Source organism: Rothia endophytica (assembly GCF_039543885.1).
GTDB classification, from domain to species: domain Bacteria; phylum Actinomycetota; class Actinomycetes; order Actinomycetales; family Micrococcaceae; genus Rothia; species Rothia endophytica.
In genome coordinates, this window is sequence record NZ_BAABKP010000009.1 from 1 (window position 1) to 23,193 (window position 23,193).

Below are 23,193 nucleotides of genomic sequence, written 5' to 3' on the forward strand. Positions count from 1 at the left end.
AAGCAGTGGGAAACACTATGTGATTAGGCGTTTTGTCCTTCCGTGGCCTTCAGGTTTTTATCCCTGTGCCGCGGCGACTGGTAATACTTTACGCAGGTTCAAACAGGGGCGCAACTCGAAAAAGAGCCTTTTTGCCCCGCGAAGGGCTGCCAAGGGGTGGTTTTGAGTGCCCTTGGGCTGGGAGTGGTCTACGTTTGTACTGGTCAGAGAGTTAGTGTGGGGTGGGTCTATGGCTTAAATCTATGACCCAGTACATAATAATTTCTTCAAAACTTCACCCTATCACCCTAGTTTCCTCCCGCTAAGCCCCCAAAAACCATCTAATTTCCACCCAGAGCCCGCCAAAGAACTGCACACTCTTTAGCTCCCAGGAATGTTAGGGCCCACACCAGCGTTACAAAGACATATATCCCAGTACCTTATAAGGAGCACCGCCATGACCGTCCTATCGTTATTAGACTTCGCCTCAATCTTTCCCGGGGAGCGCCCGGCAGATAGCTTTAAGAGATCTGTAGACATGGCGCAGCTGGCAGAGAAGTTGGGCTATGAACGAATCTGGTACGCAGAGCACCACAACATGAAAACCATCGCGTCCTCAGCACCTGCCGTTCTCATTGCCCACGTAGGTGCTCATACTTCAACGATCCGCCTGGGAGCAGGCGGCATCATGCTACCCAACCATGCACCTCTTACTATCGCTGAACAGTTCGGTACCCTCGCTGAAATGTACCCCGAGCGTATCGACCTGGGGCTTGGCCGCGCGCCCGGCACCGATATGCGCACCTTACAAGCTCTGCGCCGTAGCCCCAATGATGCTGAGCGCTTCCCTCAGGACGTCAAAGAACTTCAGGGCTACCTGACTGGCAACACCCAAATCCCCGGTGTCCACGCAACTCCCGGAAACGGCACCAATGTACCCCTCTACATTCTGGGGTCCTCCCTCTTTGGGGCATCCCTTGCTGCAGCGCTAGGTCTGCCCTATGCCTTTGCCTCCCACTTTGCCCCCACGCACCTAGAAGCTGCTATCAGGGTCTACCGTGACCGCTTCCAACCCTCAGAACAGTTGGATGAACCCTACGTCATCGCGGCAGCTAACGTCATTGCCGCTGACAGCATGGACGAGGCTAAAGAGCAGCAGGTGGAATCTCACCGCCAACGCGTGAAAGCCATGATGAACCGTGGCGACCAAGAAATGACAGATGCCCAGCTCGATCTACTGGTGCATTCAGCCCAGGGACAGCAAATTCTAGAGATGCTACGCTACACCGCCCTGGGTACCGCTGAGGATGTTCGTGACTACCTCACCCGCTTTGCAGGCATGGTGCAGGCAGACGAAATCATGATTTCAAATCTCTCCCCCAGCACGGAGCGGGCCCACCGTGGGCTGGAAATTCTTGCTGAGGCAATGATTCACCGGTCATAAACCTCAGGGATCAACCCCTTAGATATAGCTAGCCCCTCAAAAAAGCCAAGACAGCACGCACCCGCCGGTTACCGGTATCAGCTGGTAGCCCTAGCTTGTCGAAGATATTCCCCACGTGCTTAGCCACCGTTGCCGGGGAAATGAAAAGGGCAGCTTCAATCTCAGCGTTAGAACAGCCCTGCGCCATTAACCTGAGAATCTCTAGCTCGCGCGGTGAAAGGGCTGCGAGCGCACCGCCACCGTGCCCTGCTGTGGGCTTGTCAGCTTCAGAAGTAGCCAAACCTTGATTAGAGGTGCCCCCACCTAGTAGGTGCTGCACAACGTCCGGGTCAATAACAGTGCCGCCGGTAGCTATTGCCTCCAAGGCGGCAGCGAACTCCTCAATATCCCCCACCCTGTCCTTGAGGAGGTACCCCAGACCAGCAGCTCCGCTGGCAAAAAGCTCTCGGGCGTAAGCGGTGGTGATGTACTGCGAGAGCACCAGGATGGGAAGCTCCGGATAGATCTCTCGGAGCTGTAAAGCGGCCTTCAAACCGTCTGAAGTATGGGTAGGTGGCATGCGCACATCGGTAATAACCGCATCTACCGCCGGGGCAGAGGGCGACTGCGATGCTGCAGCAGTGACGGCTGCAAGGAGCGCGGGAGCATCTGCTACTTCAGCAACTACAGTGTGCCCTAGAGCGCCCAAGACCATCTTCAGCCCCTCCCGCAAGAGGGTGGAGTCTTCGGCAAGGATGATACGCATAGATGGGGCCCTTCGGTAGGCGGTCTTAGAACGAGTTTTACATGCCCGAGCAGGTGGCGCTTCATACGAAACACCACCTGTAAGGGGTTTGAGGGATTTAGGATCGAACCAGTAGGGGAAGCACCAGAGTGATGCGGGTGCCACCTTCTACCGGTGAGGTCACCTGCACCGTACCGTCGATTGCAGCTGCACGCTCCGTTAGACCGGATAGACCAGTGCCAGCATCTGGGGTAGCTCCACCACGGCCATCGTCCTCAGAAATCACGACCAGTGAATCACCGGACTGGTGCACAGTGACCACTAGACGGGAAGCAACAGCATGCTTAACCGTATTGGTCAGCGCTTCATTGACTGTGTAGTAGGCGGTGCGCTCAATGTCGCGGGGCAGACGAGCGGGAGCATCGTAGACCAGATGCAGGGGCAGGACGCTGTGGCGGGTCAGCTCCTCTAAAGCTGCACGCAGGCCGTGGTCTTCAAGGACAGCCGGGTAAATACCGCGGACCGTGTCACGCAGGGTGGTCTGAGCGTGGGATAGCTGAGTGCGAGCCTGCACGATATGCCCGTGTACCGCATCAGCTCTTTCGCTTTTGGTTTCAGCAGCTAGATTCTTCGCCTCTAGTTCCGCCAGACCCAGGCGTAGGTTAAGGTTGACCAGCTCCTGCTGCACGCCGTCGTGCAAGTTACGTTCAATGCGGCGGCGTTCTCCCTCAAAAGCATCGACAATCTTGGTACGGGACTCAGCCAGTTTGGCAGTCTGACGCTCGAATTCCTCAGGACGAGGAGAGAGAACCAGCTTGGATAGGCTGGCACCGCTAGCCGCTAGTACACCGTTAAGGTAAGCGAAAAGAACAAGAGCAAAGGGGATAGCAGCCACTGGAACCCACCAGAGGGCCGGGTCGATCAGTGAATAGCCGTTAGAGACCATCACCTCAGGAGAAGTAGATGTCGCAACGAAAAAGTCAAAGATGTCAACCCCTTCAGAAGGACGATAGACCTGCTGCGCCTGACCAATGAGGTAACCCAGCCACGCCAGAGAACCAATGGCCGCCACCTGCAAGGTCACCAAAACACCGGCGACACTACCCCACAAAGTGGTGATGAGTAGCGAGCCAACCTCCCGCCAAGTAGCAACCTCCTTGTAGCGGAAGAGCAGCTGATCGAAACCCCTGTTATCGGGGAAGTTCACATGGCCGTTGGGTATAAGCCCAAAACCGGTTGCTTTCAGACGCCAGCGCTCATAGTAGCCAAAGCCGATAGCGATGAGGGGAAGTGCCAGGACGCCGATAATGCTGGCTGTAACAGTAATGAAAGCCGTGGCAATCAGCCCCTGAACCACGAGCACAGCGAGCGCTGTCCATGGTGTAGTACTGAAAATATAGAGAGGGTTGGCGAGGCGACGCCAGGTGCTGTTGAGGTGCTGCGGCGTAGACGCCGTATCGCCCGTTGCTTGGCCGGTGCTCGGGAGATGAGCGGCGGTGTCTGCAGGGGTGGGGTCTGAAGGAGCAGGTGATGGGGATGTAAAGGTGTGTTCGGTTGTCATGCTTCTATTCTTTCGCCCAGCGGGCAGTTGCACAGTGGGGCGGGCTCTACTCTTAGAAACCGCTGGGTAGACCTAGCTCTACCTTTGCACCCGGTCGACTCCCCCCACCCCGTCAGCGGCAAGGGTGGATCTCCGATGATCACGCGGCCGGCAACCGCGCCCAACATAATAATGGTGACCGCATCAAAACCGTTTCAGCCGTTGAGCACACGCACCCCAAAGATGCGCACCATCAATAGAAAGGCGCAGCTACCCCTACTCGTGCTGGGTGCCCGGCGCAGAGAGCGCGCCGGTGAGTTCTTTAATCAGGGCACCCAGTCGGTAGCGTTCGGGGGCCAGCGGAGTAATCCCCTCAGCTTCTAGCGGCTCAGAAGTCACCGGACCCACAGAGGCTGCCATCACCGAGGTTTTAAACTTCTGCACCAGGGCATCTAGGACGCCGGCGGCGCGGGCAGCATCAAAAAGAGCAACTACCGCCGGGGCGGCAGTAAAAGTAATGGCGTCCACCCGCCCGGCAAGAGTTTCATCAAGAAGTTGCTGAACCCGCTGCGGTTCTTCAGGGGCTTCCCACCGGTGGGGCACCGCCGCAGTCACCGTGGCACCCGCCCGAACCAGGCGGTCTTCCTGCGCGGTGTCTGGGGAACCGTGCTGCTGAATCACTAGATGTTTGCCGGTGACACCGCGCTCTAACGCCAAATCCACCAGCGCCGAGGTACGTTCCTCTGCTGCCATGCCGGCGTCCTGCCAGCCCAGGGCACGCACCGCTCCTCTACCTTTAGCGCCGCGCACCAAAATTTCAGCACCTTCTAAAGCCGCCAAAAGATCTGCCTCACGTCCGCGAGCGCGCGCTGCCTCCAGCCAACCGTTCAGCCCGTAACCGGTGGTGATCAGGAGGACCTGGGGTGGGCTGGCAATAACCTGTTCAGTTATCTCTAGAAGGGCAGCGTCGTCCTCGACCGGCACAATCCGCACGGTAGGAGCCAGCAGAACCTGCGCCCCGCTACGCTCAAAAGCGGCAGCTTGCTCTTCAGCCTTGCGGGAGGCAGTAATACCGATAGTTTTACCGGTGAGTACGCCAGTAGTTTCGGTCTGGGGTGTTACAGGATCAAAAGTGCTCATACCCCTACCGTACCGCCCACACCCTTATCTTTTGAGACTTTTAGGCAGTCGTTTAGCGCCCTCACGGATGCTCAGAAGGACCATATGCTGGCTGTGACGGGTGATGAAGTTAGCTACCCAAACAGGGTCTGTTATGGAGTGCTGGCGCAACGCCCCACCAATCGCTTTGTTAATGAAGAACTCTGTGGAACCGAAGTTCTTGATGAGGATTTCTTCAAGCAGGACGGTGCCTGGTCGGGGTTCTGCACCCGCATCTGAGCAGCGGCTTGCTCAAAAACCTGGACGTGGTCAGTGAAGTTCGTGAGGGTGGTCTTTCGAGTGGTCGTTAGAGGCAGATAGAAAGCAGGACGCCCGCAGTGAAGTTAACAGCGGGCGTCCGGCAGTGACGGTGGTCAGGGTTAGAAACTCTCCGAACCTCCGTAGGAATCGTGCACCATGTTGGCAAAACGGGAGTAGTGACCCTGGAACGCAACCGCGATGGTCTTAGTGGGGCCGTTACGGTGCTTAGCCACAATCACGTCAGCCTCACCTGCACGCGTGGACTCTTTCTCGTAGTAGTCCTCGCGGTGCAGAAGGATCACCATATCCGCATCTTGCTCTATGGATCCACTTTCGCGAAGATCTGAAACCTGCGGTTTCTTGTCCGTGCGCTGTTCTGAGCCACGGTTGAGCTGGGACAGGGCAATGACCGGCACCTCAAGCTCCTTAGCCATCAGCTTCAGGGCACGGGAGAACTCCGAGACTTCCTGCTGACGTGATTCGACCTTCTTACCCGAGCTCATCAGCTGCAGATAGTCCAGCACAATCAGCTTGAGGTTATTCTTCTGCTTCAGGCGGCGGGCCTTAGCGCGAATTTCCATGAGAGTCATGTTGGGTGAATCGTCGATAAAGAGCGGGGCGCTATCCATTTTGCCCATAGCCGTAGCAATTTTTGCCCACTGGTCATCGTCCAGCTTGCCCTTCCGCAAATCGGATAGGTTGATGCCCGCCTCAGCAGAAAGAATCTTCATCGCAATCTCATTGCGGCCCATTTCCAGGGAGAAGAAAACAGTGGTCATATTGTGCTTAATAGCCGCTGACCTGGCGATATCTAATGCGAATGTGGATTTGCCCATGGCCGGGCGCGCCGCAATTACAATCATCTGGCCCGCCTGCAGACCGGCGGTGAGCTCATCAAATTCAATGAAACCGGTTGGTACACCGTGGATGCCACCGGCACGAGAACCGTTAGCTTCAATCTCATCGACAGTCGAGTTCATCGCCTCAGACAGCACCACATAATCTTCTTTGGTGTTATTGCTCGAGACACCGTAAATCTCAGCCTGTGCCCGGTTGACCAGGTCCTCAGCTTCACCATCACCACTGTAGCCAATCTGCACAATCTTAGTGCCAGCCTCCACCAGGCGGCGCAGCATGGCGCGCTCGGCAACAATTTCAGCATAAAAACCAGCGTTAGCGGCTGTAGGGACGCTAGCAATCAGGCTGTGCAGATAGGCTGCACCACCCACCCGGTTCAGCTCACCGCGTTTGGTCAGCTCATCGGCAACCGTGATTGCATCAGCCGGTTCACCGTGCCCGTAGAGGTGAATAATGGCCTCATAGATACCCTCGTGGGCAGGTTTATAAAAATCAGCACCGCCACCAATGACCTCAACAACGTCAGCGATAGCGTCCTTAGACAGCATCATGCCGCCCAGCACCGACTGTTCGGCGGTGTCATCGTGCGGTGGAGTACGAACAAACTCAGACTGGCTTTCAGACACGGCAAACCCCTTATAAATGATCTTTGATGAACCTCTATCATCTCACCTGGCCCGCGAAAGTTCTCTACCCAAAAAGGTATAAAGGGTGCGCTTTTAACCCCTTTTTCCGCCAAAGGATGCCGGTTATTTGCACCAGGGTAAATATCAGCAAAACCCAAAGCATCGCGTCGACGAGGCAGCCAAATCAGGGAGGGCATCAAATGCATCTTTCCTGAGGAAATTAGGTTATAGTTCCTTCTAGGTTAGGTAAACCTTATACATCCGGAGGACCGATGAAAATTTCACGCGCTCGCTTTTTGCAGCTCTCACTAGCTACTGCCACCGCTGGCCTGCTCTCAGCCTGTTCCACCGGATCAGGTGATTCGGCGAGTTCCACCGCACCGTCTGCAGATACCGGTGGTGAATACACTGTCAAGCATGCCTTCGGCAGCACAACCTTCAAGCAGGTTCCTCAGCACATTGCCGTGGTGCAACCCTGGAAGAACCCCGACGTCCTGCTGGCTCTGGGGATCATTCCGGCGGGTGTTCCGCTGGTGAGCTGGGGTCAGAACAGTAATGATTCCACGGATTGGTTCGACGCCAAGTTATCTGAGCTGGGTGGAAACCTTGATGACATCACCCGCTACTCAGAAACCGATGGACCCAACTATGAAGAGCTGGCAAAGCTTGATCCAGACGCCATTTTTGTGCCCTACGGCGATACTTCCCAGGAGGTTTATGACAAGCTGGCCGCAATTGCCCCGGTGGTCCCCGCCCCCGAGGGAGTAGGTGCTTATGAAACCAGCTGGCAGCAGTGTCTTGAAATGGCGGGTGCCATGCTACGCCGTGAGGACGATGCCGCTCAAGTCATCAAGGATACCGAAAAGCTGATAGCGCAGAAGGTCGAAGACTTCCCTACCATCAAGGGAGCTAGCTTCATGGCAGGTTACTTTGACGCGGAGCAGAACACCTTTGGCGCTTATACCTCCAAGGATTCCCGCCCTCAGTTCTTTAAATCGCTGGGTATGGTTAATGCACCCTACATTGTGGAACATGAGACCGGGGCAGAATCCGTTTTCTTGAACATTTCTTCTGAGGTACTCGATACCGTAGAGTGCGATGCCCTATGGGCTTGGACTAATTCTTCCGATGAAGAAGCAGCAGTGCGCGAGAACAAGCTCTTTGCTCAGATGCCAGCTCTCAAGAATGACGCGGTGATTTTTGAAGATGACAAGCACCCGGGGCTTGCTCTCTCGGCAGCCTCCCCGCTCTCGGTCGCCTGGATTCTTGAAGAAACTACTCTTTTGGAAAATCTAGCTGACGCAGTGGCACACACCCGCGCCGCCTAAGAACGGCGTTCACATCTGCATCGGGGGCAGGGTGCACCAATGCCACAAATAGCGCCCATTTCTTAGCGACCGGTGAGGTAGTCTCTGGCGATTGCCTCACCCAGTTGCTCCACAAAACGGCGCGGATCAGCCAAGGATTCTTCGAGGCTGGCTCCGGCACCCACCACCGAATAGACGTCATCAAAGCCCGCCTGCCTCCAGGCGTCCTCTTCTAGCTCGTTAAGCCCGCAGACGGCAAGCACCGTTTTCCCCTGTTCCTTAGCCTCCCGTGCCACCCCCGCGGGGCCTTTTCCCTGCAAAGTTTGAGTATCCAGCTTACCCTCCCCGGTAATGACGATGTCTGCTGCAGGTAATTTTTGGGTAAACCCAGTGAGTTCGAAACAGACCTCTGTGCCGGGGCGCATGGTAGCACCCAACACCGATAGGCAGGCAAAGCCCAGCCCACCAGCAGCGCCCGCGCCGCGTGCATCTGCATAAGTTCCACGTGAAACATTAAGCTCTTGCTCAACTGATATAGCTAGTTTTTGTAAATTTTGGTCGAGCAGGTTTACCTGTTCTTCACTGGCACCCTTCTGGGGCCCATAGACTGAGGCAGCTCCATTGCTGCCAGTCAGGGGGTTGGTGACATCACAGGCGACAAAGATTTGAACCTCATCTAACCGTGCGCCAAGACCGGAAAAATCCAGGACATCCAGAGACGCAAGAGCGCCACCGCCGGGGGTAAGCTCCTGCCCGTCAGCATCCCTCAAAGAGGCACCCAATGCCTGCATGAGACCAGCACCGCCATCGGTAGTGGCAGACCCTCCCACACCAATAACCAGGGTTTTAGCGCCAATTTCCAGGGCGTGACGCACCAGTTCGCCAGCCCCGTAAGACGTGGCATTCCATGTGTCCAGCTGGTGCTGACGTAGACGCCAAATACCCGCAGCTTCAGCGATTTCTATTACTGCGGTCAATGTTGCTTCATCAAAGGCATACCGAGCCTCAACCTGAGCTAGGCCCTCAATGGACGGGAGAGGGCCGGTCACCTGACACGTCACCTCGGTGTACCCGGCAGCAAGAGCAGCGTCTACCGTCCCGTCCCCACCGTCGGCGATAGGGCAGATGACCGGGTTCAGCGACCTATCAATCCGCCTTATGCCGGCAGCTAGAGTTTCTGCGAGATCCTTGCCGCTGAGGGTTCCCTTGAATTTATCGACTGCTATTAGAACATCCATGCACCTCATTATGCCCGCTCACCAGCCATAGGTTAATGAGAAAACGCCCTGCCAGCTGTACTGCCGGCAAGGCGTTTTCTATTACACACACATACACATGAAAGGACACTCATGCAAGAAACCTACGTTTCTTGAAGCTCTCTCGAACCTTGTACCTCAAGTATGGCAGAGGTGTTTGTGTGCCAGCATAAATCCACCTGTGCAGAAGCTAGGAAACCAGTTTCAGCCCCACAATGCCCGAAATGATCATCAGCAAAAAGAGCATCTTGGCAAGAGAAACCGGTTCAGTCCCCGTTGCCATAGCGTAGAAAACGGTTACTGTGGCCCCAATTCCCACCCACACTGCATAGGCGGTGCCTGTAGATAGCTCCCGCATTGCGTAGGCAAGACCCAGCATGCTGAGCACCAGCCCCACCACAAAAACCAGGGAAGGTGTGAGGCGTGTAAGGCCCTCAGATTTCCCCAGGGCAGTTGCCCATACCGCTTCAAAAAGACCAGAAATGACGAGAATGAGCCAGTGCACGGCTACTCCTTACAGTAATAAGAAAGGTGAGTGGCCGTCGTGCTTTACTGCCAGCTCAGTAGCGGTGGCAGACCGGGTACGGCTCCCTCGTCCAGGCTCATTCAGTCTAGCAAGCCTTTATCTAGAGAGAAGACGAGGGCGCTGAAGGGTACTGAGGTACCCACTGACGAACCAGCCCCTTCTTGCCATAAGATAGTCGGCGGTGAACCGCCTCAAAGGGCCCCTTCTTGCCCATTGCTTCAAGCAGGCAAGCAAAGCCGAGGGTCAGTAGCCAGCCGCCGGTACCCACCAGCAAGAGTAGTCCGGCACCCGCATGTGCGAAGAGCCCCAGGGCAAAGGGAGCAAAAACGATTAAGAAGATAACGGACTGCAGCACATAGCCAGTCATCGAACGACGCCCCAGAGCAGATAGCGCCCACAGTGGAGCTGAGAGTTTTTGCCCGGCGTCCGCTTTCTGCTGTGCACCGTTTAGCAACAGGGCAAGAAGAGCGATAAAGCCGGGGCCAGCAGCCGTACCCAGAGTCATGGTCAGCACCGCAAAGATACCGGTATCCAGCACACCAATTGCTTCAAGGCCCGCTGGGACGCCCGTGCCCACAGCAACCACTGCCCCAAAAGTAGCCGTCCAGACCAGCACTTTCCTATAGCGTGCAGGATCAGCCAGGACACCCTCACGCGCAGCCACAAAACCAATAATGACTAAGGGTAAGAGCATAAAAGCTTGCACCGGGAAACCCAGTAGATTCATCAGCATCATGAGCAGACCGGTGAGCATGACCCTACCGTAGGTTTCAGAAGACCCCAGGAGCAGTTCTGCATCCGCTGACGTTGAGAGCCAGTCACTCCCTAAAACTGAGGTCATGAACAGTGACCCCACCACGCCCATCAAACAGGTCAGTGTGAACATAGATCCGGCTATCCACAGCAGGATTTTGGTACGTACGCCAATCAGGGTAATGAGAACAAGCCCCATCAAGCCATAGGCAACCATAATGTCGCCCCAGAAGAGAAAGACAGCGTGCAGAATACCAAAGACAGACAGCAAACCGTAACGTCGCGCCAGCACACCGCGGGCAGCACCCAGCGGATAACCTCGCCGATAAAGACTCATCGCAATGATTCCCAGGCCAAACCCCAGCAGAGTGGCAAACATCGGGAAGCCGCGGGAGTGAACAAAGGAGGTGGTGAACATGATGGCCAGGGCGTCCCACCAGCTGCCATTAACGACGCGCCCAGTAGTAGTCATTTGACCCCCGCCGGTAACGACCCACGCAGTGGCAACATTTGCTATTGCAATGCCCCAGAGCATGACACCACGAGCGATATCAGGCACCACCATGCGCCGCTGACTCGCTGAAGCCGCTGATGGTGACGAAGTTTGTGCTGAGGGTAGAGCGCGCGTCTGGTCTTCCCCGGTGTGCATGGCTGGTTCCTTTCATAGAAATTACCCCCAGTCTATGGTGCTGCCACAGAGGAAGACCTCCCCCACCAGAGGGAACTAGGAAGGGGGTATTAAAAAAATAAGAGCGGTGAGACCCCCATACCGGTCTCACCGCTCTTGTCCACAGGTTCAGCATTACCTGTTACTGAAGCACACACATTCGCTTCTTGATTCTTTCGAACCACTACGTCTATTTAACAAGCTTATGCTTATACTTGCTTTGGAGTTAGCTGATAAGAAGCTGAGTATTTTAAGAGGGTTTATTAGAAGAAAGTACCTATCAGAAAGAACCACAGCACCGGATTAGCCAGCAGAGAGACCACCAGCACGGCAAGAAACCAGCTGCTGTACCGTGAATACCGGATAAGTCCCGTGAGGGCCAGAGTAAACGCCAGGGTTGCTGCCAGCACGCTAAGAATCATAAACCCCAAGAAAGTGGCTAACACCGTGGACGGCGAACCAACATTGACGGTAAATGCTAAAACCAAGCTAAGAACAGCAACCCCTTCAGTCACCGCAGCAGCAATCAACATCTGGGTGCTCGGCGCTTTGCGTAATCTAGGAGCAACTTTGGTAGAAGAAGGCATACCCTCTAGCATGCCAAACTCAACTCAAAACACCCAATCTCACCCTCAGTAGATAAGCTGTCTCGAAAAGAACGCAGAGAAAAACAAAACACCCCGGCTCCCAATAAGGGTGCCAGGGTGTCTTCTGAAGCCTAAGCGTGAAACCTAGTAACTACTCATAGAGTAATTACGCAGCTACAACGTCCAGTTCAACGTTGGCAACAACGTCTTCGTGCAGACGCACGGTGACGGTGTATGAGCCGGTGCGCTTAATAGCGGAACCGAGGTTGATGGTGCGCTTGTCAACATCACCTGCGCCAGCTGCTGCAATAGCGTCAGCAACGTGCTCAGCCTTGACGGCGCCGAAGAGGCGGCCGTCAGCGCCAGCCTTGTGGGAGACAACAACGTGCTTGCCAGCAAGAGCTGCAGCAGTTGCCTTTGCGTCCTCAAGGTTAGCCTTTACGCGTGCTGCACGAGCTGCACGGATTGACTCAACCTGACGCTCGCCACCAACAGTCCAGGTGACCGCGAAGCCGCGGGGCAGCAGGTAGTTACGGGCGTAACCGTTCTTTACGGTAACGACATCGCCAGCAGCACCGAGACCGGTGACTTCCTGAGTAAGAATGATTTTAGCCATGTTCTTCTACTTTCCTTCTCTTCTTAGCGGCCTGAGCCGGAGTAGGGCAGCAGTGCAACTTCGCGCGCGTTCTTGATTGCCAGAGCAATCTTGCGCTGTTCCTGAACGGTTACGCCAGTAACGCGACGAGCACGGATCTTGCCGCGATCAGAGATGAACTTACGCAGAAGTGCGACGTCCTTGTAATCGATTACGGTGACGTCTGCAGCCTTGAGCGGGTTCTGCTTGGGTTTGGGCTTACGGAGTTCAGCCTTAGCCATCGTGGTGCTCCTTCTTGGTTGGGAGCCCGCGGGATGAGCCGCGGGATGGTGGATAAATTTTCTTGGTGTGAAGGGGACGCTAGGAGCGTTCTTCTAAACGCTGAGTTTAGAAGGGCGGCTCGTCGTCAGCGCCGCTACCCCAGTCGTAGTTACCGCCGGACTGGGCGCCCCAGGGATCAGCCTGAGGTGCCGGTGACTGCGGTGCGGCGGCAGGAGCTGCCTGCGGTGCATTCTGCTGCTGTTGAGCAGGTGCGCCGTAGCCACCCTGACCGCCCTGCTGCTGGCCGTAGCCAGCATTGGAGTAGCCGTTGCCGCCAGAGAATCCGCCCTGAGCGCCAGCGTTGAAGCCGCCGCCCTGGTTAAAGTCAGATCCGCCGCCAAAACCGCCAGCGCTGCCACCGAAGTTACCCCCGGAGTTGCGCTGATTGCGGTTGACGTTGGCTGACGCGAAGCGGAGTGAGGGACCGATTTCTTCGATCTCAAGCTCCATGCTGGTACGGCGTTCGCCTTCTTTAGTTTCGTACGAGCGAGACTTCAAACGGCCCTGCGCAATAACGCGCATGCCCTTCTTGAGGGTCTCGGCGACGTTCTCTGCAGCTTCACGCCACACTGAAGCGCGCAAAAAGAGGGTTTCGCCCTCTTTCCACTCGCCCGATGCGCGGTCGAAGTTGCGGGGAGTCGATGCGATCGTGAAGTTAGCTACCGCTGCCCCGTTGGGGGTGAAGCGTAGCTCAGGATCGCCGGTCAGGTTACCGATAACGGTAATGACGGTATCGCCAGCCATGTGATGCCTCCAGTCGTAAGATTTTGTTCAAATAAGTGTCGTGCTTCTGAGTATTGCACGGGGGTCTGACATTTTAGTGACCTACCCGTAAAAATTTCAGAAGGGTAAGAGACTTACTTGGATGAGACCTTCTGATCTTCCGGGCGGATGATCTTGGTGCGCATAACGGATTCGTTCAGGTTAAGAACACGGTCCAGCTCTGCTGCAGTCTCGGGGGTTGCGGTGAAGTTAACTACTGCGTAGATGCCTTCAGCCTTCTTCTGGATTTCGTATGCCAGACGGCGGCGGCCCCAGATGTCCATATTGTCAACGGTGCCGTTGTCCTTGGTAATGATTTCAAGGAACTTGGAGAGGGTGGGCTCTACAGCCTTGTCCTCTACCTCAGGGTTGAGGATAACCATCAGTTCGTATGCACGCATGATTGAACCCCTCCTTTGGGCTAAGCGGCTATGGGATTTCCATAGCAGGAGATTACGTACGGCCTGGCGCAAACGGGGATTGGCCGAGTGCGGCACAGACTCGCTTAACCTTACAGGAGCGCGCGGCTTTTGGGCAGGTGTGGCACAGTTTTTTGGGTGTAGCTCACAGCACCTTTACCGCAACATGCGGAGGGTTTAGTATTTGCGCTGACTTGCCAGTGAGTTGATGAAACCAATACGGATGGGCATGGTGAAGAGATCCCAGATAAACATCAACACAATTGGCACGTAGGCTATCCAGAAAATAACCGGAAGCAGAGCAAAGAGTCCGCCGGCGACTAGGTTGAGCACAATGTAGGTGATCCCCATAAAAGGCTGGCGCAGGTAGAACTTGTGGGCACCCAGCCACCAGAAGAAAATCAGCAAAAGGTAGGCAACCACCGCCGACTTAGCCTGAACGATATATACCGGCTGGCCTTGGGCAAAGCTCTGCGCACGACCTCCATTATTGAGAGGGGTGGGGCGGTAGTGTTCGGGTTGACCGGTCATGGGCTCCTGCCTTAGTTGTGCCTAGAGAGTTTCGGCGTATTTCTGAAGGGTAGATTTAGCGGCATCTTCACTGGTGATAGCTTGCAGCAGGGCAGCTTCGCTCTCTTCGCTACCGCCCAGACCAACGCTAATGTCAGCGTGGCTTCCATTCGAGACTACCTCAGCACTGATGTAAAAATTGATGGTTTCTCGCTGGGCTTTACCATCAGCCAGGTAGGTGACTTCAAAGGTTGCCGGCCTGTAGCGGCTAGCTCGCCAGGTGTCTGCGCGCTGGTCGTCCTGCACCAGAAAAAAGACGGGGCGATCAATTAGTCTCCACTGGACATCAGTAATGGTAGCGGTGCTATCACTACCGTACGTTTCACTGGTGGGGCAACTTTCAACGTTCAACCGCCGAGCACTTTCGCAGCGCTCCAACCACGATTCAATGATCGTATTGGTTTCTTCCCACATGCGAGGAGATGGCCTCAGAACAAGGTCCAGCGGTTGAAGATTAGAACTGTGCCCGGGCAATGGGGCGGTAATAGTTGGCGGGTTAACGAGCCTGTAGTAAGAGTTATCCGGAAGGCTAAAGGAGTAGTCACCCGGGGGTAAGGGGATATTCCACTGAAACCCAGTCTCAGATTTTACCCGGCGGCTAGCTGGCAAACTCACCGAGGTTTGGTTGATATCCAGGTTATTGAGCGCAACCGGTGCCTGGAGGGTAAGAGCTTTGTAGGTGGGGGCAGAGAATTCCCACAGATCGTTGAAGGGGCCGGTACGAGTAGCTAATTTTAGCGGTAGAGAAAGATCCTGTTGCTGCCCGTCAACAGAGACTTCCGCGTACACCGTGGCATACTCACCGCCGGTAGAGGTAGACCCTAAAAGAGTGAAATCTTCAATGCGTCCTTTAGCAGCGGAATAGGCTGAGTTAGAAAGGTAGGTGTGATCAAAGGAGCTATAGGCTGAGCGGTCTAGTCCAGAAACATAGTTGCCCTCTTTTAAGGCTGAGAGGTACCGCTCGGCAGTGTCCTCGGGAGTATGTGGCAGAGAGTAATAGTTACCCACGGCCGCAACGAACGCTGCACACAAAGAGAGGAGAACAACAGTAATGGTGAGTCTGCGCCGGATGCTGCGAGAGTCCTGCTTGGTGAGAACCCCAGCGGCTCTGTCGGAAAGTTCCCCCACATGGCCGGGAATCTTGGTTATCAACCCCAGAGAGGTGGTTAAGGGTTCCCTCACGTGGGGCGAGCGTGAACGCTTCACAGCGCGGGCTAACCACTGCACGCTGTCCTTCTTTTTTTGCCCCATGAATCTATCGTAAGGGAAGATACCTAGCCCTACGGTTTTTAAGCGGAGCTATTACCGCCTGGCTGAACCAGGCCGGACTCGTAGGCAAAGACAGCTACCTGAACACGGTCTCTTAGGTTTAGTTTAGAAAGGACGGAGCTGACATGACTCTTTACCGTTGCTTCAGAGACAAAGAACTTCTGAGCGATCTCCGTATTGGATAAACCGCAAGCAATGGCAAGCACGGTATCTTTTTCTCGTGGGGTCAGCAAAGCCACTTCTTTTGAATATAACGGATTAGGTATATAACCATCGACCTTTTTGGTCTTGGTATATTCTTCGATCAGTCGAGCTGTCATACGAGGGGCCACAATCGAATCCCCCTTAACCACAGAGCACACCGCCTTCACCAGCTCTTCTGGTTGTGCGTCCTTCAGCAAGAAGGCACTTGCACCGGCTCGCAAACCTGCAAAAGCATACTCATCGATATCGAAGGTCGTTAAGATAATGACCTTCGCAGAGGTACTTTGACAAATGTAACCGGTAGCGTCAATTCCGTTCATGACCGGCATGCGCACGTCCATCAGCACAACATCGGGTTGAAGCTGGCGGGCGAATTCTAAACCCTGCTCGCCATCCGATGCTTCGCCCACAATATCGATTCCGGCGCCCTCTAAGACCAGGCGGAAGCCCAGACGAATGAGCGGCTGATCATCAACGAGGAGAACTCGCAGGTTTGTAGCATCAGACATGTCTACGGTCTTTCTATAGCTTCTTATTCTGTATGAGGAAACCTTGCTGAGGGTACCGTCGGTTGCCACACGAGGCGGACACGAGTGGTCCACCCTCCTAGATTATTTCTTCCAGCATCCACACTACCTTTGTAGAAGGCAGCGCGTTCGCGTATCCCAGCAAGGCCCTTGCCTGATCCAAGGTTATTCGAGGGGTTGGGTATACCTTCAGGGGCAGTGCTTCCGTTGTCGATTACGCTCACTTCGATGTGCGGCAAGTGAACCCTTACGCTCACCCTCACCAGTGAAGCGTCTTTGGCGTAGCGCAGGGCATTAGTGAGGGACTCCTGCACGATACGGTAAACACTCAGTCTCAGGTTGTTGTCGGCGGGCAGTTCTTCCCCTTCATAGTCAAAGGTGACCGGCAGACCCGTAGCAGCAAAGGAATTCACCAACTCTTCAAGGTTCTCTCGAGCATCAACAGATCTACCTTCGGCCGGTAAAAAGTTAAGCTCTTGTCCGTCAGGATTGCGCAAAACGCCCAGGGTTCGTCTCATATCTGCTAGGGCGGACCGGCCCGTCTTCGAAAGTTCTAAGAGCACTTCTTCAGCCCGGGCGCGGTCCCGTTGCCCAACGATTCTTGCACCATCAGCCAGAGTAATCATGACGGTGAGAGAATGTGCCACCACATCGTGCATTTCACGGGCAATACGGTTTCGCTCCTCACTGGCAGCTAGCACCTGAGTCTGTTCGAAACGCTCGATTACTTGACGGTCGAACTCATTATTTTTATGAGCAAAACGCCCCATCATCACAACCACCAGGTTAAAGGCTAGACCAAGAGCAACCATCAAGGCCAGCGTCATAACAGTTGCTACCGGGCTTTCATCCACACTCGTTGACGCCACTTCTAACGAAGTATCGGTGTAAAGAAAGAGGATATTCCCCAGGGCATATGCCACCACTGATATACAGTAGCCCGCGACGGTCTTAGGCAGACTGGACTCAGCTGCGAGGGTGTAAAGGAAGATTATGGAAGTAAACCCGGTCAGGACGTAACTACTGTGGAGATTTACCGTTAGTCCGTATAAAAATTCTGTGAAGGTGGATACCACCAGTAGCGTCAGCGGTATTTTTTTACGCCAAAAGATACTGATACTGAAAGCTAGATTACTCAGACAGAGTATAGTCACGTCCCAAGCGGCAGGAGATTCCTGGGGGATGGCACTAATAATCAAGAGAAATGCTGTGAGTATCAGGTTCAGTACCAGTAGCAACCAGTTGGTGCCTCGTGGGTGGGTTTTGCGCCACCGGCTGAAGCGACTCCAGCGCATAGCAATGAGGCGTTGCCCCTCTGAACGAAGGGCAACGCTCTGATCAACCGTTGGGTGATTCATTGCTGAAAGCTACCTTTATTTAGAGTCGGTCAGCGCCAACCGCGCCCACCCCAATAGAGCAGGTATCAGGCACCACACCGAGAGCCAAAGTCCGGCTTCAAGATTGGTGATAGCTGCATCATCAGCAATCCCTACAGCAGTGAAGGTCTGCCCCAGTGCCATGGGCAGGTAGGGAACGAAGTCCTGAATCATTTCAGATGCTCCAGCAACCATATTCATGGCGATAGTCAGAATGAACATGACGAGGACAACCAGAACGATACCGCCAGCATTGTTACGCAGTAGCGTGCCGAATCCCAGACCCATCCAGCTCATGAGCATGCAGTAAAGACCCACTGCTACCCAGTTACTCACGACATCACCGTTGACGGTCACGGCCTCGGTGATACCGCTATCGAGGAGCAATTGAGCTACTCCATAACTCAGGGCGGCTGAAATAAAGCCGATGAAGAAGGTCCAGAAGGAAAGCACCAGAAGCTTCGCCAGGTAAGTGGCAGTACGGCGGGGAACAGTCGTCAGGGTGGTGTTAATCTGCCGGCTCGCGTATTCCGAACCGATAAAAACAACGGCGATAGAGGCCACCAACATGGATCCGAACATCATGCCCGAATCGCCAATCCCACGAGCGTAGTTATAGACGTTATCAACGGTCGGGCCGGCGACAGGGGCTGCACCTGTTGCTACGGCTTCCTGGGCCGCCAGAGCGCTTTCGTACATCTGGTTGATAACAACAGCGAACATAGCTCCCATACCCACCATAATGAGCAGAGTAACCGCTAGCATGATCCAGTTAGTAGCAAGAGTGCGGAATTTGATTGCTTCACCGCGCACAGCACCCAAGAAAGTGAGCTTGTGGGAAGGGAAGTGGGCGGACACCTGGGGGGTTCCTGCCGATAGGGTTGCAGTAGTCATGGTTAGTTCTCCTTATCAGCGGTTGTGCCCCAGGGGGTGCCAGTGGCGATTTCAGGTGTCGGTTGTCCAGCAAACTCTCCCGACTGGTATTCGACCTCATCACGGGTCATGTTCATGTAGACCTCTTCCAGGGTGGCAACCTGCGGGATAATCTCGTGTAGCAGCACCCCAGCGTCCACACCCAGGCGGGCAATATCGCGGGTGGGAGCCTGGACTAGCAGCCCATCGGTTTCTACCGCATCAAAAGCCACGGAGCGTTCTTTAAGGCGGCGAGCAAAGTCATCTCGCTCATCGGTGCGGACCAGTACACGGTCGTTGTTAGCCAGCGCTAAGAAATCCTGCATAGAGCTGTTCGCCAGAATGCGGCCGCGCCCAATCACCACCAGATCATCGGCAGTCTGGGACATCTCGCTCATCAAGTGCGAGGAAATCAGCACGCTTGTGCCCTGGGACGCCAGGTGCCGGGCAAGGTTACGCACCCAAATAACGCCCTCAGGGTCAAGACCGTTCACCGGCTCATCCAAAATAACGTTCTGGGGGTTACCCAGCAGAGCTGCAGCAATGCCCAACCGCTGGCCCATACCTAGAGAAAAGCCGCGCACCTTTTTACTGGCAACATTGGTCAGACCGGTCATTTCAATGACCTCATCTGCGCGGGACGCTGGTAGCCCGTGGGTGACTGCCAGCGAGCGCAGGTGGGCGCGTCCGCTACGGCCCGGGTGCATAGCCTTAGCATCCAGCAACGCACCAACGCTGGTCAGTGGGCTGGGCAGGGAGCGGTAGTTTTTACCGTCGATCAGCGCGGTGCCACTGGTGGGCTTCTCAAGACCCAGCAGTAGGCGCATGGTGGTTGATTTGCCGGCACCGTTGGGGCCAAGAAAACCTGTAACCCTGCCGTCGGGTACGGTGAAACTAATGCCGTCTACAGCGGCTTGGTTCCCGTATTGTTTGGTGAGGTTACGAACTTCTAACATGCGTTTTCTCCTAGTGGTTCGTGTTCTTCTTTCACCACTAACACTAGGAGCAACCGTCTGCTGCCACATCAGCCCAGGGATTGAGTTCGCCGTATTTCTTCTCGTCCCTGAGGATGATAATTACCCCTTGGCGTCGGTAAAGGTAAACCGGAACCAGCCCAGGAGCGCGGGCACTAGAGCCCAAACACCCAGCCAGATTCCTGCCTCTAGGTTGTTGATGTCGGTGTCCTCGGGTAGACCTACGGTGGTCATGGTTTCACCCAGGTTAATGGGCAGGTAGGGCTGGAAGTCAGCCACCCAGTCCGCTGTTTCAGCGAGCAAACCAAAGACGATGGTTGAGATGAACATGAGCACCACTACCATCACAATCCCGCCGGCGTTATTGCGCAGGATGGCGCCGAACCCTAGGCCCATCCAGCTCATAAGCAGGCAGTAGAGCCCTACTCCCAGCCAGTTAAGGACGGTGGGCGTGCCTACCGACAGCTGTTCTGAAATACCGGGGTCTAGCACCGGCTGAGCCACAAAATAGCCGGCGACCGCTGAGATGACACCGACCAGAAAACTCCAGACTGAGAGCACCAGGAGCTTAGAAATATAGATGGACGAGCGGCGCGGCACCGCTGTCATGGTGCTGTGAATCTGCCGGGTGGCGTACTCAGCACCGATAAAGACCACGGCAATGGAGGCAATGAGCATGGAGCCGAACATCATGCCCACCCCACCAATGCTTCGTGCCATATCTAGCACCTGGTCCACGGTGAAGGAATATTCGGGGCGCACCTGGGGTGAGGGGCCACCGGCTTCTAGCGCTGCTTGGGTCTCAAGAGCACGCTGATAGAAACGGTTGAGCGCGGTAGCGTAGGCGGCAGACATGCCAATCATGATGGCAATGGTCAGCAGGAGCATAACCCAGTTGGTTGCCAGGGTGCGGAATTTTAGAAACTCAGACCGCAACGTGCCAAAGAAGCTGAGTTTATAAGATCGTGTTGGTGCGGTGGGCAGGGTGGTGCTGGTCATGGTTATTGTTCCTTTGCCTCTTTGCCTGCCCAGGGGGATGGAGCATCCGCTTCCGCAGCGCCGGAATCTGCGGGGGTTGTGAAGGTGCCGGACTGGTATTCCACCTCATTGCGGGTCATGTTCATATAGACGTCTTCTAGGGTGGCAATCTGCGGGGTTAGCTCGTGCAGTAGAACCCCGGCGTCCACACCCAGGCGGGCAATATCGCGGGAGGGTGCCTGAACCAGCAGCCCGTCAGTGTCTACCGGTTCAAAGGTGATGCTACGGGCGGTCAGGGTTTCAGCAAAGACTTCTCGCTGGTCGGTGCGGACCAGAGATCGGGAATTATCTGCCAGCGCCAGAAAGTCAGACATGGAGCTGTTCGCAAGAATGCGGCCGCGCCCAATGACTATCAGGTCATCGGCTGTCTGGGACATCTCGCTCATGAGGTGTGAAGAAATCAGCACGCATTTGCCCTTGGATGCCAGGTGCCGGGCGAGGTTACGCACCCAGATGACTCCCTCGGGGTCAAGACCGTTCACCGGCTCGTCCAGAATAATGTTCTGGGGGTCACCTAGTAGAGATGCGGCAATACCCATGCGCTGGCCCATGCCCAGAGAAAAGCCCCGGACTTTCTTACGGGCAGCGGTGGTCAGACCGGTGAGCTCAATGACCTCATCCACCCGGCGGGTGGGGATACCGTGGGTTAGAGCCAGCGAGCGCAGGTGAGCACGCCCACTACGGCCCGGGTGCATGGCCTTAGCATCCAGTAGCGCGCCGACGCTGGTCAGCGGACTAACCAGAGACCGGTACTTCTGCCCGTCAACCAGAGCCGTGCCGTTCGTCGGCTTTTCGAGCCCCACCAGCATGCGCATGGTGGTGGATTTACCTGCGCCGTTAGGCCCTAGAAAACCCGTAACCCTACCATCGGGCACCGTGAAGGTGATGTCATTGACGGCGGTCTTATCACCGTACTTCTTGATGAGGTTACGGACCTCTAACATGGGGGCTCCCGATCTTCGTCTGTGTTTACTCTTGTCTCTACCCTACGCAAGGTGGCCCCTCCTTGAGCGGAGGAACACCTTACAAAGCCAACACTGTCAAAAATGGCTTAGAGACCTTGCTCAGCTGCCCATTTCTTGAGTCGTCGGGTGGCTTCTTCCTCACCCAGAGATCCTTCATCCAGGCGCAGGTTCAGCAGAAAATTATAGGCCTGCCCCACCATGGGGCCGGGTTTCAGGGTCAAAATTTCCATAATCTGTTGGCCGTCCAGGTCAGGGCGCATGGCATCCAGCTCTTCTTGTTCGGCTAGCTCAGTGATACGGCGTTCCAAATCACCGTAAGCTGCGGCAATGCGATTCGCCTTGCGCTTATTGCGGGTGGTGACATCTGCGCGGATCAGGCGGTGCAGGCGCTCTAGTAGATCACCGGCGTCCCGCACGTAGCGGCGTACAGCCGAGTCGCTCCACCCCGCTTCTCCGTAGCCGTAGAAGCGCATGTGCAGCTCAACCAAGCGGGCAACTGCCTTGATGGTGTCATTATCAAAGCGTAGCGCTCGCATACGTTTCTTGGTGAGCTTGGCGCCCACCACGTCGTGGTGCAGAAAGCTGACCGAGCCGTTGTCCTCAAACTTACGCGTGGCAGGCTTGCCAATATCGTGCATTAGGGCGGCGAAGCGCAGCACGAAGTCGGGGGCTGGCACGGCACCATCCGCACCGGTCTCTTGGGCAGCTGCCTGTTCCATTACGGTGAGGGAGTGCTGGTAGACATCCTTATGGCGGTAGTGTTCGTCAGCTTCAAGTTTTAGCGCCGGAATTTCGGGCAGGACGTAGGCGGCCAGACCCGATTCAACCAGAAGATCCACGCCTCGGCGAGGTGCCTGGGCGCAGATGAGTTTTACCAGTTCGTCCCGCACACGCTCGGCAGAAATAATTTCAATACGCTCTGCCATATCGACCATGGCTTCAAAAACTTCGGGAGCCAGATCAATATCCAGGCGCGCGGCAAAGCGGGCGGCACGCATCATGCGCAGGGGATCATCAGAGAAGGACGCTTGGGGTGTGCCCGGCGTGCGGATAATGCCGGTGCGCAGGTCAGCCTCACCACCAAAAGGATCCACTAATTCTAAGGACGGTAGGCGCAGAGCCATGGAATTGATGGTGAAGTCTCGTCGGAAGAGATCGTCCACCAGATCAGTGCCGAAAGCGACCTGGGGTTTGCGGGAATTAGCGTCATACTTCTCAGCACGGTAGGTAGTAATTTCTACCATCTCGTTACCTTTACGGATGCCAATAGTGCCGTATTCTTTACCGATTTCCCAGGTAGCGTCAGCCCATCCTCTCACAATAGCCAGCGTCTGGTCAGGGCTGGCGTTGGTAGTGAAATCAAGATCCACGGCAGTCTCCCCCAGGAAGAGATCTCGCACCGGGCCTCCGACCAGGGATAACTCAAACCCGGCAGCAGCAAAGAGCTCTCCAGCTTCTAGAGCAACGGGGTGAATTAAGGAAGTATCAAAAACATGCGCCATAACCCTATCAATCGTGCCAGCAAACCGCACAAGTTACCACTCACACCTCCCTCTTTAGAACATCCCCCTCTTA

At 55.4% G+C, this 23,193-nt stretch carries 24 protein-coding genes; 2 read left to right on the forward strand and 22 right to left on the reverse strand.

The features are described 5' to 3' along the window. Positions 1–436 precede the first annotated feature (436 nt). On the forward strand, positions 437–1,423 hold the full coding sequence (locus ABD982_RS10875) for an LLM class flavin-dependent oxidoreductase (RefSeq protein WP_345447516.1): 987 nt from the start codon (positions 437–439) through the stop codon (positions 1,421–1,423). 28 nt (positions 1,424–1,451) lie between these two features. Here ABD982_RS10875 and ABD982_RS10880 read toward each other — a convergent pair whose 3' ends face one another. The 5 genes from ABD982_RS10880 to dnaB all read right to left on the reverse strand — a co-directional run bounded on the left by ABD982_RS10880 (position 1,452) and on the right by dnaB (position 6,590). Beyond that, a complete protein-coding gene (locus ABD982_RS10880; RefSeq protein WP_345447520.1) occupies positions 1,452–2,168 on the reverse strand; it encodes a response regulator transcription factor in 717 nt (238 codons plus the stop codon). Between the two features lie 97 nt (positions 2,169–2,265). Further along, positions 2,266–3,708 (reverse strand): sensor histidine kinase, encoded by a 1,443-nt coding sequence (locus ABD982_RS10885; protein WP_345447522.1) that lies wholly within the window; start codon positions 3,706–3,708, stop codon positions 2,266–2,268. Positions 3,709–3,963: 255 nt separating this feature from the next. After that, positions 3,964–4,827, reverse strand: a complete 864-nt coding sequence (locus ABD982_RS10890) for a uroporphyrinogen-III synthase (RefSeq protein WP_345447524.1) — start codon at positions 4,825–4,827, stop codon at positions 3,964–3,966. Positions 4,828–4,851: 24 nt separating this feature from the next. Next, positions 4,852–5,049, reverse strand: a complete 198-nt coding sequence (locus tag ABD982_RS11350) for a DNA alkylation repair protein (protein ID WP_425570052.1) — start codon at positions 5,047–5,049, stop codon at positions 4,852–4,854. Positions 5,050–5,225: 176 nt separating this feature from the next. Then, positions 5,226–6,590: a replicative DNA helicase gene (gene dnaB, locus ABD982_RS10900; RefSeq protein WP_251380538.1), complete on the reverse strand. Its 1,365-nt coding sequence runs from the start codon at positions 6,588–6,590 to the stop codon at positions 5,226–5,228. Positions 6,591–6,862: 272 nt separating this feature from the next. Here dnaB and ABD982_RS10905 point away from each other — a divergent pair, with 272 nt between their 5' ends. Then, positions 6,863–7,918, forward strand: a complete 1,056-nt coding sequence (locus tag ABD982_RS10905; protein WP_345447530.1) for an ABC transporter substrate-binding protein — start codon at positions 6,863–6,865, stop codon at positions 7,916–7,918. Positions 7,919–7,980: 62 nt separating this feature from the next. On the opposite strand, the gene ABD982_RS10910 is transcribed toward ABD982_RS10905, so the two are convergent. The 17 genes from ABD982_RS10910 to ABD982_RS10990 all read right to left on the reverse strand — a co-directional run bounded on the left by ABD982_RS10910 (position 7,981) and on the right by ABD982_RS10990 (position 23,120). Further along, entirely contained in the window at positions 7,981–9,135 is a 1,155-nt protein-coding gene (locus ABD982_RS10910; protein ID WP_345447533.1) for a glycerate kinase, read from the reverse strand. Between the two features lie 208 nt (positions 9,136–9,343). Continuing rightward, positions 9,344–9,658, reverse strand: coding sequence for a DMT family transporter (locus tag ABD982_RS10915; protein WP_251380535.1), 315 nt, complete (start codon positions 9,656–9,658; stop codon positions 9,344–9,346). A gap of 121 nt (positions 9,659–9,779) precedes the next feature. Beyond that, complete coding sequence (locus tag ABD982_RS10920; RefSeq protein WP_345447537.1) at positions 9,780–11,081, reverse strand: DUF418 domain-containing protein; 1,302 nt, start codon at positions 11,079–11,081, stop codon at positions 9,780–9,782. 281 nt (positions 11,082–11,362) lie between these two features. Continuing rightward, positions 11,363–11,686 (reverse strand): hypothetical protein, encoded by a 324-nt coding sequence (locus tag ABD982_RS10925; protein WP_251380533.1) that lies wholly within the window; start codon positions 11,684–11,686, stop codon positions 11,363–11,365. Positions 11,687–11,852: 166 nt separating this feature from the next. Continuing rightward, complete coding sequence (gene rplI / locus ABD982_RS10930) at positions 11,853–12,302, reverse strand: 50S ribosomal protein L9 (RefSeq protein WP_251380532.1); 450 nt, start codon at positions 12,300–12,302, stop codon at positions 11,853–11,855. A 23-nt stretch (positions 12,303–12,325) separates the two neighbouring features. Further along, positions 12,326–12,562: a 30S ribosomal protein S18 gene (gene rpsR / locus ABD982_RS10935; RefSeq protein WP_237203746.1), complete on the reverse strand. Its 237-nt coding sequence runs from the start codon at positions 12,560–12,562 to the stop codon at positions 12,326–12,328. Between the two features lie 106 nt (positions 12,563–12,668). Further along, on the reverse strand, positions 12,669–13,346 hold the full coding sequence (locus tag ABD982_RS10940) for a single-stranded DNA-binding protein (protein ID WP_345447543.1): 678 nt from the start codon (positions 13,344–13,346) through the stop codon (positions 12,669–12,671). Positions 13,347–13,459: 113 nt separating this feature from the next. Beyond that, positions 13,460–13,765, reverse strand: a complete 306-nt coding sequence (rpsF, locus tag ABD982_RS10945) for a 30S ribosomal protein S6 (protein WP_345447545.1) — start codon at positions 13,763–13,765, stop codon at positions 13,460–13,462. 195 nt (positions 13,766–13,960) lie between these two features. After that, on the reverse strand, positions 13,961–14,314 hold the full coding sequence (locus ABD982_RS10950) for a TM2 domain-containing protein (RefSeq protein WP_345447547.1): 354 nt from the start codon (positions 14,312–14,314) through the stop codon (positions 13,961–13,963). 21 nt (positions 14,315–14,335) lie between these two features. Further along, entirely contained in the window at positions 14,336–15,604 is a 1,269-nt protein-coding gene (locus ABD982_RS10955) for a hypothetical protein (RefSeq protein ID WP_345447549.1), read from the reverse strand. A gap of 38 nt (positions 15,605–15,642) precedes the next feature. Further along, positions 15,643–16,335: a response regulator gene (locus tag ABD982_RS10960; protein ID WP_345447551.1), complete on the reverse strand. Its 693-nt coding sequence runs from the start codon at positions 16,333–16,335 to the stop codon at positions 15,643–15,645. A gap of 23 nt (positions 16,336–16,358) precedes the next feature. After that, positions 16,359–17,711, reverse strand: coding sequence for a sensor histidine kinase (locus tag ABD982_RS10965; protein ID WP_345447553.1), 1,353 nt, complete (start codon positions 17,709–17,711; stop codon positions 16,359–16,361). A gap of 15 nt (positions 17,712–17,726) precedes the next feature. After that, entirely contained in the window at positions 17,727–18,623 is an 897-nt protein-coding gene (locus ABD982_RS10970; RefSeq protein ID WP_345447555.1) for a hypothetical protein, read from the reverse strand. A gap of 2 nt (positions 18,624–18,625) precedes the next feature. After that, complete coding sequence (locus tag ABD982_RS10975; protein ID WP_251380524.1) at positions 18,626–19,597, reverse strand: ABC transporter ATP-binding protein; 972 nt, start codon at positions 19,595–19,597, stop codon at positions 18,626–18,628. Between the two features lie 120 nt (positions 19,598–19,717). Beyond that, complete coding sequence (locus tag ABD982_RS10980; RefSeq protein WP_345447557.1) at positions 19,718–20,614, reverse strand: ABC transporter permease; 897 nt, start codon at positions 20,612–20,614, stop codon at positions 19,718–19,720. Positions 20,615–20,616: 2 nt separating this feature from the next. Next, positions 20,617–21,597, reverse strand: a complete 981-nt coding sequence (locus ABD982_RS10985) for an ABC transporter ATP-binding protein (protein ID WP_345447559.1) — start codon at positions 21,595–21,597, stop codon at positions 20,617–20,619. A 107-nt stretch (positions 21,598–21,704) separates the two neighbouring features. Then, positions 21,705–23,120 carry a CCA tRNA nucleotidyltransferase gene (locus tag ABD982_RS10990; protein ID WP_345447562.1) on the reverse strand — a complete coding sequence of 472 codons (1,416 nt, stop codon included), beginning with the start codon at positions 23,118–23,120 and terminating at the stop codon, positions 21,705–21,707. Positions 23,121–23,193 lie beyond the last annotated feature (73 nt).